This window comes from Pontibacter korlensis (assembly GCF_000973725.1).
In the GTDB taxonomy this organism is placed as follows: domain Bacteria; phylum Bacteroidota; class Bacteroidia; order Cytophagales; family Hymenobacteraceae; genus Pontibacter; species Pontibacter korlensis.
Window position 1 is genome coordinate 5,282,951 of the sequence record NZ_CP009621.1, and the last position, 15,819, is coordinate 5,298,769.

Here is a 15,819-nt window from a genome sequence, read left to right on the forward strand (position 1 = left end):
CTCATGTGAATTCGGATTTAGAGGAATTAAAAAATCTGAACACAGAAAAATGAGCTTTGAAGGGGGACTTTAGTGAAGCTTGCGTAACGTCAGTTATAATTAGAGAAAGCTGCAAGCCCGCATCAGCGGCCGCAATTTTCAACTCAACCGTAAAATAAAAATCATCCATGATACAACCGCTTAAAGCCTTATTCGCTCCAGAAACTGTCGCAGTTATCGGGGCTTCGCGCAACGAAGAAAGCGTGGGGTATGCCATCCTAAAGAATCTACTCCAAAGCAAGTATAAAGGTCAGCTGTACCCTGTCAACCCGAAAACGGACGAGATCCTGGAGCTAAAAAGTTATGCTTCTGTAAAAGATATTCCGGAGAAGGTAGAACTGGCTTTCATCGCCATACCGCGCGACGGTGTAGTGCAGGTGGTGGTGGAGTGCGTGGACAAAGGAGTAAAAGCCGTAGTGGTGATTTCTGCGGGATTTAAGGAAGTGGATGAAGCGGGTGAGGAACTGGAAGAGAAGCTGGCAGCCATTGCCAGAGAACATGACATGGCTTTGTTGGGACCCAACTGCCTGGGCGTGATCAACACCGATGAAAAAGTGCAGTTGAACGGCACCTTTGTCAGTCAGACGCCCAAAAAGGGCAACATCTCCTTTATCAGTCAGAGTGGTGCCGTTGGAGTATATGCGCTGGAGTATGCCGATAAGTACCAGATTGATTTCGCCAAGTTCGCCTCGTTAGGCAACAAGGCCGTGACCGATGAGAATGATATACTTGAAGCTTACGCAGAGGACGAACAGACGAAGGTGATCCTGGCGTACCTGGAGGAGTTCAGCGATCCGCAGCGTTTCCTGGCTTTGGCAACCCGGTTAAAAGCGCAAACAGAGCCAAAGCCTTTGGTAGTGCTGAAAGCAGGCAGAAGCCAGAGCGGCCAGCGCGCAGCCCAGTCGCACACGGGGGCACTAACGGAAAGCGACGAGGTGACAGACCATTTGTTCGACCAGTACAGCATCATTCGGGTCGATAACCTGGAGCGCCTGTTTTATGCTGCCCGTCTGTTTGCCACGCAGCAACTCCCACAGGGCAACCGTTTGTGCATCGTCACCAACGCGGGCGGACCCGGCATCATTACGGCAGACGCAGCCGAAAAAGCCGGCCTGAAAGTACCCGCGCTTTCGGAGGAGCTGCAGGAAAAACTGTCTCAAAATTTACCCAGAACTGCCAGCACCGCCAACCCTGTCGATTTGGTAGGCGACGCCTCGTCCGAGCGATATAGGAAAGCATTAGAGGCATTAGTTGATTCAGACGAACTTAACATCATCCTCTGCCTGTGCACACCGCAGCTAATGACTGATATGGAAGAGATTGCCCAAACTATCGGCCAACACGCCGGTAAGGCGCGGGAAAATAGCAAAATGTTGGTAGCCGTTTTCGCTGACTTCGAGCCCAGATCGACTATAAGTAGCATCCTGGCAAAGCACAGGGTGCTCTACTACCGCTTCGGTCACAACGCCGTGGAAGCCTGCGCCGACGCGCTGAAGTATAGCCGCATTACATCGCTGCCACAGGAGAATCCGGAAACCTACAAGGTAGCGAAAAAACGGCCGGAGGAAATCCTAAGCAAAGCCCTGCAACGCGACAACAAATTTTTAACAGAGCCCGAGGGGTATGAAATTTTGGAAGCCTATGGTTTGCAGGTTTCCCCCTACAAGGTGGTCAGTAGCAAGGAGGATACAAAAGCCGCAGCCAAAGATTTAATTTTTCCGCTGGTGGCCAAGGTAGTGTCGGAGCAGGTGGTGCACAAAACAGACGCAGACGGCGTGGTGACTGATATCCTCAACGAAGAAGAATTGTTAAAAGCTTTTGACAAGCTGCACGAAAACGTGAAAAACAAAAAGCCGGAGGCAAGTATAAAAGGCATCTTGGTGCAGCAAATGGTGCAACAGGGAACCGAGCTGATTGTGGGTGTTAACTATAGCGAAAAGTATGGACACTTGCTCATGTTTGGCGTGGGCGGCATCTTGGTAGAGATGCTGCACGATGTCACCTTCCGGCGAGTACCTATTACCAGAAACGACGCGATGGCGATGATCGAAGGCATCCGCTCCCAAAAAGTACTGCAGGGCCTCCGCGGCAAACCCGCCCCCGACAAAGCGGCCCTAGCCAACTGCCTTCTCCGCCTCAACCAGCTGGTGCAGGACTTCCCCCAAATAAAAGAAGTCGACTTGAACCCCGTGTTTGGTTTGGAAAACAGTGCCCTCCTCGCTGACGCCCGCATTATTGTGAGGGAGTAAGACCTCGCAGCGTGCGCAGCTCCTGCGAGGTCTGTAGAGTTACGAACCTGTAAGTATGCTTCTCAGCTTTTGAAGAAATTCTTTTTGAACCGGATGAATTTATAGAACTCCCCAAACAAGAGTACAGAGCTGGAACAGGCGAAAATCACCAGGAAATCGAAGATGGGAAAATCTGCAAAGCCGAACAAGTCGCGGATGAACGGAACTTTGACGGTAGCAAACTGCAGCATCACTGATACTACGAAGGCGATGTTTACCCAGAAATTTGAGAAAACACCGATTTCGAAGACGGACTTTTTCAGAGAGCGCAAATTGTAGGCGTTGAAAATTTGCGTCATCGAGATGATGAGAAAGGCGCCTGTTCGGGCGATATCTATGCCTTGCGGCAGGTAGTACCGAAATCCCACCACCGTCAGTGTTACCATCACCACGGTCATCAGCAAGAGGTAGGGCATAATATCCCACTTCAGGATGCTGGCACTCTTTTTAACGGGCGGTTCCTGCATGATCTCGCCGTGGCCAGGTTCGGTGGCCAGCGAGATGTCCATGATGCCATCTGTTACCAGGTTCACGTACAGAATCATGACGGCGGTTAATGGAATCGGCAAGCCCAAGGTAATACAAGTAATGAGCACAGTGGTGGAGGCGAAGTTAGTAGTGAGCAAAAAGTAACTCGTGATTTTGATGTTGTTGAACACGATGCGGCCTTCACGGATGGCGCTCACGATACTACTGAAATTGTCGTCCTGCAGCACGATTTCGGCGGCGTCTTTGGCCACGTCGGTGCCGCGCTGGCCCATGGCGATGCCAACATCAGCCCGTTTCAGCGCCGGGGCATCGTTCACCCCGTCACCCGTCATGGCAATCAGCGTATCTTGGGTTTGCAGCCGCTCGGCAATCCGCAGCTTCACATCGGGGTCCATGCGTGCAAATACCGACACGTTCTCAATGTACTCATCAAACTTTTTATCCTCTACATCCTGCAGCTCTTTGCCCGTCACGGCCACAGGGTATTTGGCCCCTTGTTCCGCCTCCACAGCCTCCACAATGCCGACCTCCTTTGCAATGGCGGCCGCTGTTTTCTTGTGGTCGCCGGTTACCATCATCACCCGTATGCCGGCGGTTTTACATTCCTCCACCGACTCCCGAACGCCCTGGCGCGGCGGATCGATAATGCCCGTGGTGCCTACCCACGTTAAGTCCCTCACATCTCCGGCTTGCACTTGCTGCTTGCCGTCGGCCTTTTTGTAGGCCTGCGACAGCACCCGCATGGCCTGACCCGTCCAGTCGTCAATCTTTTTTCTGATATCCTCTCTTTTCTCCTCTGTCAGCTGTTCGGGACCGTTGGGGGTGAGCCATTGGCTACTCAACTCCAGGATGCGCTCGGGTGCCCCGATGGCGAAAATCTCAGCACCGTCTTCTGTATCCACAAGCGAGGCACGAAATTTTTGCTTGGAGTTGAAGGGCAACTCGTCGAGCACGCGGTAGCGATTGTAGGGCTCTTGCTTTTTAACCTTGCCCTTGCGCCCGATCACATACATGGCTGCCTCGGTAGGATCGCCGACAATGTTAGGGCTCCGGTTTCCCTCTTCGTCCTCATCATCTTCCTCATGTTCTTCCTCTTCCTCTTCCTCTTCCTCCTCTTCCTCATAGTCCTCGTCATCATCTTCTAGATTGTTGCGGCGCTTTCTCTGTTGCGCTTTGATGTGCACCTTATCTTTCTCAACCTCCACATCCACGTCCACATTGGACTGGTCCTTATCTCCCGGCATCTCCTCGTCTCCGGCGCTTACCGAATTTTGTCCGGCTGTGTCCGCTTTGTTCAAGCTGATGCTGATCTTCACTTTGTCTGGCTGCACATCTACATCCACATCCATGCCTTCCTTTTTTCCGGCCTCCACCGCTACGGTTTTGCTTTCCTGTGGCTTCTCTTCCAAACTGGTTCTTTCTGGTGCTTCCTCTATCACTGGAGGTTGTAGTTCTTTTGCCGATTTTTTTTCCGTTCCTGCCGACGTTTTCTCTTCCTGCCGCTGGTCTACTCCGCTTGGTGCTTTTTCTTCCGAACGTTGCTTTTCCGCCGGCTTCCTTTCCTGCGTCAGAACGGCTTTTGCATCCGATTCGCCTTCATTTTCCTCTTCTTCCCCGTCCTCCAGATGCGCCCCGTTACAGAAAGCGGCTATCGCTAAAAGTTTGCGTTCCACAGGATTATCTTTTAAATCTATCGGCTTGCCGTCTGCCTTGAACTCGCCCTGTAACTGATAGCCCGCCCCTGTTACTGATAGTTCCTGCCCGCTGCCCGTGAACATTTTCTTTACCGTAAGGATACTTTGGGTGATGGTGCCTGTTTTGTCGGAAAGTATGACAGACACGGAGCCCATCATTTCAGTGGCGGTGAACTCCCGGATGATGACGTTTTGCTTGGCCATGCGGTTGGCTCCGATAGCCAGCACGATGGAGATAACCGCGGGCAGGCCCTCGGGTATGGAAGAGACGAGCGTGGCGATAGTAACGAGGAGGATGTCCTGGAATTCATAATTGCGAAGCCAGTAGCCTAGCGAGAAAACAACAAGAGAAGTTACTATAGCGATGCCTGCCATGATTTTGCCCAGCTCGCTTGTCTTCTTCCTAAAATTAGATTCCTGCATCTGCATCTCGCTCATGGACGTGGCGATTTTACCGATTTCGGTGTGTTCGCCGATGGCGGTCACCACGGCCTTGCCCTTGCCCTGGGCCACATTCGTTCCTTTCCAGACCATGTTTTTACGGTCTCCGAGGGCGGCATTCTCCTCCTCCTGTAATTCCGTCTCCTTCTCAATCGGCATCGATTCTCCTGTGAGCGCTGCCTCCGAGGTGCGCAGGTCCTTTGCTTGCAACAAGCGGGCGTCGGCGGGTATACTTTGCCCTTCGTTCAAAATAATGATGTCGCCCAGCACCACGTCTTCGGCCATAAGTTCATGCTCCTTGCCGTCGCGCAGAGCGGTGGCTTTTTTCTCTATCAACCCTTTGATGGATTCAATCGCTTTCTCAGCCTTATACTCCTGCACAAAGCCCATGATAGCGTTGAAAAGGATTACTGCGAGGATGATGTACACGTCAGCCATCTGGTCGGCCCAGAACGCGACACCGGCAGCGAAGAGGAGTATCAGAACAAGAAAGTCCTTGAACTGCTTGAGGAAAAGCATGATCGGGTTGATGCCGCCTTTTTCCGGCAGCACATTTTTCCCAAACTCCTCCTGGCGCTTTTTGGCCTCTTCCGAAGAAAGCCCTTCCTCGCTCGCCGATAGCTTCTCCAAGGTATCTTCGGTGCTGATGGTATGATAAGGATATTTCTGGTCGATATTCATGATCCACAATAATGGTTAAAAGTCCGACCTGGCCCCTGTAGAGAAGTATAGCCAAAGCCTGTGGAAACAGGTCTATTTATCTTCTGCCTCCAGAATGTTTTTGATGCCACGGGCCACGGCATCGGGATTAAAGGAGATGCTCGTGATGCCCTGTTCTACAAGGAAACGGGCAAACTCCGGGAAATCGCTGGGAGCCTGGCCGCACAGCCCGATTTTGATACCCTTCTTTTTGGCACGCTCGATGGCCATGCTAATCATCTGTTTGATGGCAGGGTTCAGCTCGTCGAACAAGTCGCTGACAAGGGCGGAGTCGCGGTCGAGGCCGAGGGTGAGCTGCGTGAGGTCATTAGAGCCGATGGAGAAGCCGTCGAACACCTCGGCGAATTCCTCCGCTAAGATGACGTTCGAGGGTATCTCGCACATCATGTATATCTCCAGCTCGTTCCAGCCTTGCTTCAGCCCGAAATCGCCCATCAGATTCACAACTTTTTTGCCCTCCTCCACGGTGCGGCAAAACGGCACCATCAGCTTCACATTCGTAAAGCCCATCTCATTGCGCACGATTTTCATCGCCTCGCACTCCATCTGAAAGCCGTCCCTATACGCCTCGCTGTAATAGCGCGAGGCACCCCGGAAGCCGAGCATCGGATTTTCCTCCTCCGGCTCAAACTCACGCCCGCCAATTAAATCAGCATACTCGTTCGATTTAAAGTCGCTCATGCGCACAATGACCTGGCGCGGGTAAAAAGCGGCGGCAATGGAGGCCACGCCCTCGGCCAATTTCTCGATAAAATATAGGCGTTTGTCCGGGTAAGGGGCGGTCAGTTCCTCTATCCACTTCTTCGCCTTTTTATCTTTCAGTTCCTCAAAGTGCAGGAGCGCGAGCGGGTGAATCTTGACAGTGTTGTTAATCACAAACTCGATGCGCATCAGCCCTACACCCGCAACGGGATAGCTACTGTAAAAGAAAGCCATGTCAGGGTCGGCCATGATGAGCATCACCTCTGTCTCGGGCTTTCGCAGTTGCTCAAAATTAATATCCTCTTCCTCCCACTTTAAAAAGCCCTCATATACTTTTCCAGTATGCCCCTCGGCGCAGGATACGGTGATTTGCTGTCCATCTTTAATCGTTTGAGTTGCATCTTCCGTCCCAACAACCGCCACAGCGCCCAGCTCGCGGGCCACGATAGCGGCATGGCTGGTGCGCCCGCCGCTGTCCGTCACGATGGCCGAAGCTTTCTTCATCACCGTGTCCCAGTCGGGGTTGGTGATGCCCGTCACCAGCACGTCGCCCTCCTGCAGTTTGTCGGCCTCGTCAGGCGAGCTTAGAATGCGAGCGATGCCTTTGGTTACTTTCTCTCCAATCGCATTACCCGTCGTCACCACCGTGCCTCCTTCCTTCAGCCGATACTCCTTCAGTTTCGATTTGTCTTTGCCGGAATGCACGGTTTCGGGGCGGGCCTGCACTATGTACAACTCACCGCTTTCGCCGTCTTTGGCCCACTCTATATCCATGGCGCGGCCGTAATGTTCCTCTATCTCCAGCGCCCAAGTGGCCAGCGTGGTCACTTCCTCGTCGGTAAGTATAAAGCGATGCTGTTTGTTTTTCGGCGTGTCCTTATTCACGGTAGTGCCTTCGCCTTTTTTGGCTTCGCCATATACCATCGTCTGCTCTTTGCTTCCTATTTTCTTGGAGATGATGGAACGAATTCCTTTCTTTAGCGAGGGCTTAAAAACATAGAACTCGTCGGCGTTTACGGCACCCTGAACCACGTTCTCGCCTAGGCCCCAGGTACCGGTCAGGAAGATGACCTGCTCATAGCCGCTGTCGGGCAGGATAGTGAAGCCGACGCCAGCCGAGGCTTTGTCGGAGCGCACCATTTTCTGCACGCCAGCCGAGAGCGCCACTTTCATGTGGTCGAAGCCGTTGTGCTCACGGTAGCGGATGGCGCGGTCGGTGAAGAGAGAGGCGTAGCACTTCTTGCAGGCTTCCACCGCATCCTCTGCGCCCTGCACGTTCAGGAAAGAGTCGTGCTGCCCCGCAAAAGAGGCCTCGGGCAAGTCCTCAGCGGTGGCGCTGCTCCGCACGGCCACGCTGGAGAGCGCCTCCTCCTTCTCCTCCAGCTGGTGGTATGCCTCTTTAATGGCCGCTGCGACCTCCTCCGGAAATGCTCCTCTCATCACCGCCTGCCGCGCCTTTTTTCCTGTTTCGCTTAGGTTGGAAAACTTCTGCCTGTCCAGCTCCTCCAGTAGCGTCGTCAGCTCCTCCTTCAGCCCGTTATGCTCCAGAAATTCCCAGTAAGCCTGCGCAGTGGTGGCGAACCCGGCGGGTATATGAATGCCATTCGGACCTAGCTGACTAATCATTTCGCCGAGCGAGGCGTTCTTGCCGCCCACCTCAGCCACATCGGTGTTGTTTAAGTCCTCGAAAAATCGAATGTAAGTGCTCATGTTTGATATTTTACCCTTCGTAAGTATAACCTGGAGGCACATTAAAAGGAGAAGCTGGACAGGTATCCTTCAGAAAAAATTAGCATATAAGACTGGGGAAGCATACATCTTCTTCAATCCTATATATAACATTTCCACTTTTTTATTACTATAATTTCCTTAACTGATCACCCATAATCCAGTATAACCATTTAAACAGCCTTACATAAAGTACTTATATCAAGAGGTTAGGTTGTAAAATATATGTTCTGAAATCAAAACAAATGGACTATGGCAAATGTGGCGATAAACGGATTGGGCCGAATAGGCCGGGCAACGCTGAAGATTATACTTGAAAGTGACGACCTGAATTTAGTCGCGGTGAATGATTTGGTGTCGGCAGACAACTTGGCGTACCTCCTCCGCTACGACACAGTGTACGGGCGCTATTCAAAAACTGTGGAGTCAGCGGAGGGCATACTGGTGATTGACGGAAAGAAGTATCCGGTGCTGAACGAGAAAGACCCGGCGGTGCTGCCTTGGAAGGATATGAACGTGGACCTGGTATTTGAGTGCTCGGGCGTGTTCAAGAAGCGCGAGGATTTGGAGAAGCACCTGAAAGCGGGTGCCAAACGAGTGGTGCTATCGGCACCTGCCAAGAGCGACGACGTGAAAACAATTGTATTCGGCGTGAACTCCGGCGAGGAGGCAGAGGATATCATTTCCTGTGCCAGTTGCACCACCAACTGCATCTCGCCGGTGGTGGAAATCATCAACCGCCGCATCGGTATCAAAAAAGCGAACATGACTACCATCCACGCCTATACCTCGAGCCAGGCGCTGGTGGATGGGCCGAATAAAAAAATGCGAAGAGGCAGGGCCGCCGCCTCCAACTTTGTGCCTACCACCACCGGAGCAGCCAAAGCTACCGCCAAGGCGCTGCCCGAAATGGAAGGCAGGTTTGACGGAGCAGCCATCCGAGGTCCTGTTAACGTTGGCTCTATCGCTGATATCAATATGGTATTAGAACGGAAAACAACAGTGGAGGAACTCAACTACATCTTTAAAGAAGAGGCGCAGACAGAGCGATACAAAGGCGTGCTGGGCGTATCGGACGATGAGCTGGTTTCGTCGGACATCGTGCACGATTCCCGCGCTTCGATTGTGGACCTGAGCATGACGCAGGTGGTGGGCGGCGACCTGGTGAAAGTGATGAGTTGGTACGACAACGAGTGGGGCTACGCCAATCAGATGGTGCGCGAGGCGAAGCATGTGCTGAGCCAGGTGGCGGCATCGTAGTATACTTCTCTTCTGGACTGTATACTCCTCTTCTGGACTTTGGGAGGCTTACAATACTGAGAATTGGTATTGTAAGCCTTTTTTTAAATGATAACTTCTTTTGCCATTACATACTTCAAGTTGAAAACTGGCTTCAACTGTACTCCAGGTTAGAACTTGAAGAGTATGTGATTCTAGTAGGTTTTCCCAACCTTGCTGTCGCACACCGGAAAATAAAAAGTGAGTTTTTTGATCAGATAAGCAAGGTGGTGGACTGGCGCCCTATCTCCAACATCATCCAAAAGCACTACGTGAAACGCACCAGCGCCACTGGCTGCCCCGCCTATGATGGTTTGCTACTGTTTGAGAAGGGCCATTGCAGACCTGGTACGGGCTAAGTGACTATGAAGTGGAAGGCAGGCTCAATGACAATATTTCCTTTAGCCGTTTTATTGGCCTGAGCCTGGATGCCAAAGCACCAGGCCACAGCGTACTGAGCCGTTTCCGCACCGAGCTGACAAACAAAGGCGTGTATGAGAAGCTGTTCAAAGAAGTCAACAAACGGCTCGTAAAGCATAAGGTCAATGTCAAAACCGGCGCTATCACAGATGCTTCCATTACCCCTACGCCACTTAAACCTAAAGGCATACGACCTATCAAACAGAAACCGACCGCTCAGAAGGGCCACGCGACGAGGAGCAGGCAGTGAAAGAAGAGCAAACCAGCAGCTGCTGAAAATAACAAAGCCAGGCGTGGATGCAGAAGCAAGATAGTTGAAAAGGCAGGCAAAGCTCTTTTATGGCTATAAGAGAGCTTGCCGTTACTGATACGGAGTGCATGCTGCTGCATGTAGTGACAACAGAGGCGAGTGTGAAAGAGATTGCAAACCTGGAAGATGTGCTCGGAGAAGTAGAGATGTCGGAGCATATTCCGTTTTATGCAGATAAAGGGTATGTTTCAGAGAAGAACCGGAAACTGGTGAAAGGAAAGAAGCTAAAGGACCGGATACAGAAGAAAACCGTACAGGGCAGGCATTAACAGAAAGGGAGAAGCAGTTTAACAAGCTTATCAGCAAGGTCAGGTATAAGGTAGAGAGAACCTCACCAGCATCAACCGCTGGTTCAACAGCAAACAGGCCCGCTACACAGGCTTGGCAAAGACGCATACCCAGCACCTGATGGAGGCTGTGACTTACAACCTTTACCGCATGCCGGGGATTGTTATGCCTAATCGGCAATAACAACAGGCTATGGCAGCCCCAAATGGTGCTGCCATAGCCTGTTTTAAAGATAAATAAACGAAAAGTCCTCTAAAAAAGGGGAAGAACAGAAAACGAAACCTTTTTCAACGGTCTCAGACTGTTAGTACTATTATTGAATTGCCTCCCCTTTCTCTATCAAAACAGAACCGCTCATTTCTTCGGGTTTGGGGATACCCATAAGGGTAAGGATGGTGGGGGCGACATCACCTAACTTTCCGTCTTTCAGCTTTGTGCCTTCCTCCGCGCCAAGTAAGATGCAAGGTACAGGGCTGGTGGTGTGGGCGGTGAAGGGAGAGCCGTCAGAGCTTTTCATTTTCTCGGCGTTACCGTGGTCGGCCAGGATGATAATAGCATAACCTGCCTCTAAGGCGGTTTCGGCAACGGTTTGGAGGCAACTGTCCACGGTTTCGCAGGCTTTGATAGCCGCCTGCATGTCGCCGGTGTGGCCTACCATATCGGCGTTGGCGAAGTTGAGGCAGATGAAGTCGGTGCCCTGCTCCCGCAGCTTGGACAGAATAGCGTAGCGTATGCCTACGGCGCTCATCTCTGGTTTCTGGTCAAAAGTGGGTACATCGGGCGAATCCACCATGATGCGCTCCTCCCCCTCAAACTCCTTTTCCTGTCCGCCATTGAAAAAGTACGTCACGTGCGGGTACTTGGTTGTTTCGGCGATGCGGATCTGCTTTTTGCCTGCCTTGGACAGTACCTCACCCAATGTGTTTTGCAGGTTCGGGTTTTCGAACAGCACCCCCACATTCTCAAAGGTCTCATCGTAGCGCGTCATGGTGAGGTATCTAAGGTCAAGCTTGTGCATGTCGTGGTCAGGGAAATCTCGCTGCGTGAGCGCCTCTGTCAGCTGCCGCGCTCGGTCTGTGCGGAAGTTGAAACACACCACCACATCCCCCTCCCCTATGGTGGCTACGAGCTCCTGCTCCTGCATTAGTACGATGGGTTTGACAAACTCGTCGGTTTCGCCGCTGTCATACCTCTGCTGCATGGCCGCTTTCCAGTCTTCTACCGCTACACAAGTATCGGCTTTGCCATTTACCAGGGCCTGGTAAGCCATGGCGGTGCGGTGCCAGTTTTTGCCGCGATCCATGGCATAGTAGCGGCCGATGATGCTGGCCAACCTGCCCGTGGTCTGCTGTAAGTGAGCCTCTAAATCCTCCAGAAAGCCGATGCCGCTTTTGGGATCGGCATCGCGGCCGTCGGTGAAGGCATGTATATATAGCTCTTTCACCTCCTGCTCCCGGGCAATCGAGCAAAGGGCTTTCAGGTGGAAGATGTGCGCATGGATGCCGCCGTCCGACACCAATCCCATGAAATGCACCTTTTTCCCCTCCTTTTTGGCATAGGCAAGGGCATCGAGCAAAACTTTGTTTTTGCTCAGGCTGCGGTCTTCGATACCCATGTTTATCTTCACCAGCGATTGGTACACCACCCGCCCTGCGCCCAAGGTTATATGCCCGACTTCGGAGTTTCCCATCTGGTCTTCAGGCAGGCCCACCGCAATGCCGTGCGCCTGCAACTGGCTGTGCGGCTGCTCGCGCCATACTTTATTTATAAAAGGCGTATTGGCCTGGGCAATGGCCGACACGTTTCTTCCTCCTTCAGGCGTGATGCCCCAGCCGTCGAGGATGATGAGTATAGTTTTCTTTTGCATGATTCTAACTTGATCTTTTAGAACCTCTTCCAGCATAGTATATGTTTTAGAAATTAAAGTTAATATGTACTGATATTTGCACCTAGTTTCTCCTCTTCATTAAGTCAATAATCAGTTTCTTCTACATCTTTTCTTTCTGCACAACTCTGTTCCTGGCGTTATAGTGACAGCTGCTACTCTCCACTTCAATTCATCATGTAAATTATTACCCTTGGAAGGGGACAAAACAATGCCAGCTACCATGGTATCACCTGCGCTAACTGTACTGCCTTGCTTTACAGTTGGCGGCACTACATACTATTATATGCTGCCCTTGCTGTAGGGCATGGTATCACGGGGCCCAAATGACACAACTAATTCCCCGGTTTACAACCTTTTGAGCTAGCTCTTCCTGCTTCATACCAATTATTTGTTCTTTAACTGCCAGTTGGTCTGATTCCTTCAGGTTAGGCTTCATCAGGCAGAGACTTATCTCAGCGGCTTTCTTTAAAGCGGAGCCAGAGGTGTCTATTATACATTGTATATTTTTATCTAGCGCAACTAGCGCAATCTGTGCTACCTGCCTAAACGTTTATCGGGGCACCAGGAGGTAAACTATCACTTGCCACAAGATATGAAACTTCATCCGGGAGGTCTTTTATAGCCTGCAGGCAATCCTGCCACTCGTCTTCGCTTACATTGTCTCCTGGAAAACCAAACCGTTATTAGTTATTTGTCGTGCTTTCGAAAACTGCCAGATTTTCACGTGTCGGATTTCGGCACTCAATCATCTTCTGGATGATTCCCTCCTTCTTGAGCAACTCTTTGATTTTGTAACCAGAATTCCTGTCAGGTATATTACCAGTGTCTCCCCTCCTAATTGTTTAACGGCTCTGGAAACATTTATGTCGCATACACTTGGCTCATAGAATAGACAGGATTTTTACAGTTTAATTTATCGTTAGGCAGCAGCCTTTCAACATAAGTACTCTTATCCAGAGCAGGGTTTACTGTAAGTGTTGCTATTTTCATGGCTGATCTCTTCTATACTGTTACAAAGTTTATACTGTTACAAAGAAATTTTGCTTTTTATCTTAGCCCATCCGTTCTGGAACTGAATGGGAATTCTAATGAATCCTCCACTCTTCGCAGCATTTGGTGTTCTTTTATGACGTTTTCCCAGACAAGCTAAAGGTTCTAACTTCTCCTTTTTTGAATTCGTGAATTTTATTTATCACGCCGATGTTGACTTCATTCCCCCAGCCTTCTTCAAAGGAAATCTGCAGCCTTTCATGGTTGATGGAGAGCGAAATCCAGTGGCGGCGGTACTTGATGCGCATTGTGATTTCCTTGATACGCTCCGGCAGGTTCGGGTTTATCCAGAGTGCGTCGTCGCCGACCTCCAGGCCCGCGTAACTGCGCTGCACCAAGTCCAAGGAACCGGCCATGGCGCCGAGGTGGATGCCTTCGGGCGTGGTGCCGCCCTGTATATCTTTGAAATCGCTGATGAGGAGGGCCTCGAAGTTCTCCCAGGACTCTTTCCTGTCATATTTCGACATGATCCAGGAAAAGACAAAGCGGCTGAGCGTAGAGCCGTGCGAGGTACGGCTTCTGTAGTATTCGATGTTCCTGCGGATTTTCTCCTCATTGAAATCATAGCCCAGCCTGCCGAAGATATCATGCAGCTCATCTTTGGAGAAGAGATAAAACAGCATCAGAGCATCAGCCTGCTTGCTGGCTTTATACCTGTTGGGCGAGTCGCCTTCGCTTTCCAACACACGGTCCAGCCGCGCGATGTCCTCATACTTCTCGCGGTACTCCTCCCAAGGGAATTCTTCCAACTGCTCATACCCTTCAAACTGGTTCAGCACCGCTTCGTTGATGAACGGCACGTACATTTTCTGGCTTATCTCACGCCACAGGTCAAACTCCTCCTTATCGATGCAAAGCTCCTTGAGAAGCTCGCGCTTTCGGCTTTTCTCTATCAGGTCAAGTATCTCAATAGCTTTCTGCAGCACCCAGGCCACCATCACGTTAGTATAGGCGTTGTTCCGCAGCCCCTGCCCCTCCGAATCAGGGTAGGAAGTATGGTACTCGTCGGGGCCGACCACGTGCAGTATCTCGTAGCGCTGCCGCTCTTTGTTATAGCTGGCTTTGCTGGCCCAATACGAGGCGATGCTCAGGAACATCTCCGCCCCGAAGAAAGAGAGGAAGGGCTGGTCGTCAGTGGCCAGAAAGTAATTCCAGATGTTATAAGGGATGGCTGCATTGATGTGGCGCTGCAAATGTGTATTATCAGGTAGCCAGTTGCCCGACTTCGGGTTGAGGTGCAGCACCTGGCTCTCTTCCCTGCCGTTGCTGCCGCTTTGCCACGGAAACATGGCTCCCCTGAAACCTTCCTGCTGTGCGGCATAACGCGCCTCATCCAGCCGATAGTAGCGGTACATGAGCAGACTTCGGGTAATTTCGGGGAAGCGCAGGTTAAGGAAAGGAAATATGAAAAGCTCATCCCAGAAGATATGCCCTCTGTATGCCTCACCGTGCAGCCCACGCGAAGGCACCCCCACATCCATTCCAATGGTATTTAGCGACACTGTTTGTAGAATATGGAAAATGTGGAGGCGCAACAGCTGCTGCGTTTTGTCACCGTCTATAATGCCGATGTCGGCCCGGTGCCACAGGCGTTCGTAAGCATGCTCGTGGCGCACCTGTAACACCTCGAACCTTCCGGCGCGGGCGATATCCTTCCGCGCCTCCAGGGCGGGTTCGCTGATGGCGCGGTCGTTTGAAGTATAAAATGCTACGATTTTCTCCACCACATAGCTTTCGCCCTCAGCGACCTCGAAGCGCAGGATCTGCCCGATGTAGCCTTCCCGCTGGTTCGTTTCTGTAGCCGGCTCCAGGGGTTGCTGCTGGTGGTACAGATTCGTGCGGGCCGCCTGAGCCATCTTGATTTTTGACTGCTTTGTCTCTACCACCAGCATGATGCTGTTGTCGGTCAGCTGCTCGGTCAGGAGCGGGTCGAGGTGATGGCTTTCCAGCTCGCTATAGCGCTCCACGTTATCATTGATCACGGTGCCATCCAATGCGGTGCGAATTTCAATGGGGCCGCTCCAGTTTTCAGGGGTTAAATGCCACTGCAGGCCCGCCATGTGCCTGTCGCGCATGCTCACGATGCGGCGGCTTTGGATATGTGTGCGCCGTCCCAGGCTGTCCTCCACTCGGAAGTCACGCTCGAAAATACCTATTTTCATGTAAAGCGTCTGCCGGTAGTCCAGCACTTTGTACAGCGCCAGGTTCAGCCACTCGTCCCCCTCAGGCCTGAAGCTCAGGCAAAGCCAGTTCGGGAAGTTCACAAAGTCCTCATTTTCGATAGTTCTCCCCGAAATTTCCGTTTCCACACGGTTATAGCCGCCAGCCAAGTAGGTGCCAGAATAGTTAAACTCGTTGTTGCTGTTTTCTTCGGCGGCTCCTCTCGTGGCGAAGTAGCCGTTGCCTAGCGTGCAGAGCGCCTCGCGCAGCTTCTGTTCTTCGGGTACCCAATCATCATAGCTTATACTGAATCTTTCCATAGAT

General features: G+C 51.6%; 9 protein-coding genes and 1 pseudogene. 6 read left to right on the forward strand and 4 right to left on the reverse strand.

From position 1 onward, the window contains the following. Nucleotides 1-167 precede the first annotated feature (167 nt). On the forward strand, nt 168-2,288 hold the full coding sequence (locus PKOR_RS22580) for an acetate--CoA ligase family protein (RefSeq protein WP_046313671.1): 2,121 nt from the start codon (nt 168-170) through the stop codon (nt 2,286-2,288). Between the two features lie 62 nt (nt 2,289-2,350). On the opposite strand, the gene PKOR_RS23840 is transcribed toward PKOR_RS22580, so the two are convergent. Next, nucleotides 2,351-5,632: a cation-translocating P-type ATPase gene (locus tag PKOR_RS23840; protein ID WP_052739039.1), complete on the reverse strand. Its 3,282-nt coding sequence runs from the start codon at nt 5,630-5,632 to the stop codon at nt 2,351-2,353. 72 nt (nt 5,633-5,704) lie between these two features. Beyond that, entirely contained in the window at nt 5,705-8,125 is a 2,421-nt protein-coding gene (ppsA, locus tag PKOR_RS22595) for a phosphoenolpyruvate synthase (protein ID WP_235336993.1), read from the reverse strand. 228 nt (nt 8,126-8,353) lie between these two features. On the opposite strand from ppsA, the gene gap reads away from it, so the two are divergent. From gap to PKOR_RS26200, 5 genes and pseudogenes are all read left to right on the forward strand, one after another. Continuing rightward, a complete protein-coding gene (gene gap / locus PKOR_RS22600) occupies nt 8,354-9,361 on the forward strand; it encodes a type I glyceraldehyde-3-phosphate dehydrogenase (protein ID WP_046313674.1) in 1,008 nt (335 codons plus the stop codon). A gap of 248 nt (nt 9,362-9,609) precedes the next feature. Then, on the forward strand, nt 9,610-9,738 hold the full coding sequence (locus PKOR_RS25900) for a hypothetical protein (RefSeq protein WP_262501838.1): 129 nt from the start codon (nt 9,610-9,612) through the stop codon (nt 9,736-9,738). Continuing rightward, nucleotides 9,717-10,049, forward strand: coding sequence for an IS5 family transposase (locus PKOR_RS24590; RefSeq protein ID WP_046313676.1), 333 nt, complete (start codon nt 9,717-9,719; stop codon nt 10,047-10,049). The genes PKOR_RS25900 and PKOR_RS24590 overlap by 22 nt, the downstream gene beginning before the upstream one ends. An 89-nt stretch (nt 10,050-10,138) precedes the next feature. Next, the gene (locus tag PKOR_RS24595; RefSeq protein WP_046313677.1) at nt 10,139-10,378 is read left to right on the forward strand and encodes a transposase; all 240 of its coding nucleotides are present in this window, start codon (nt 10,139-10,141) and stop codon (nt 10,376-10,378) included. A gap of 67 nt (nt 10,379-10,445) precedes the next feature. Further along, nucleotides 10,446-10,580 (forward strand): annotated as a pseudogene (locus tag PKOR_RS26200) (IS5-like element ISCca3 family transposase); the annotation flags it as partial. A gap of 130 nt (nt 10,581-10,710) precedes the next feature. On the opposite strand, the gene gpmI reads toward PKOR_RS26200, so the two are convergent. Continuing rightward, nucleotides 10,711-12,264 carry a 2,3-bisphosphoglycerate-independent phosphoglycerate mutase gene (gpmI, locus tag PKOR_RS22620; RefSeq protein ID WP_046314823.1) on the reverse strand — a complete coding sequence of 518 codons (1,554 nt, stop codon included), beginning with the start codon at nt 12,262-12,264 and terminating at the stop codon, nt 10,711-10,713. 1,145 nt (nt 12,265-13,409) lie between these two features. Then, the gene (locus tag PKOR_RS22625) at nt 13,410-15,815 is read right to left on the reverse strand and encodes a glycoside hydrolase family 65 protein (RefSeq protein ID WP_046313678.1); all 2,406 of its coding nucleotides are present in this window, start codon (nt 15,813-15,815) and stop codon (nt 13,410-13,412) included. Nucleotides 15,816-15,819: the final 4 nt, after the last annotated feature.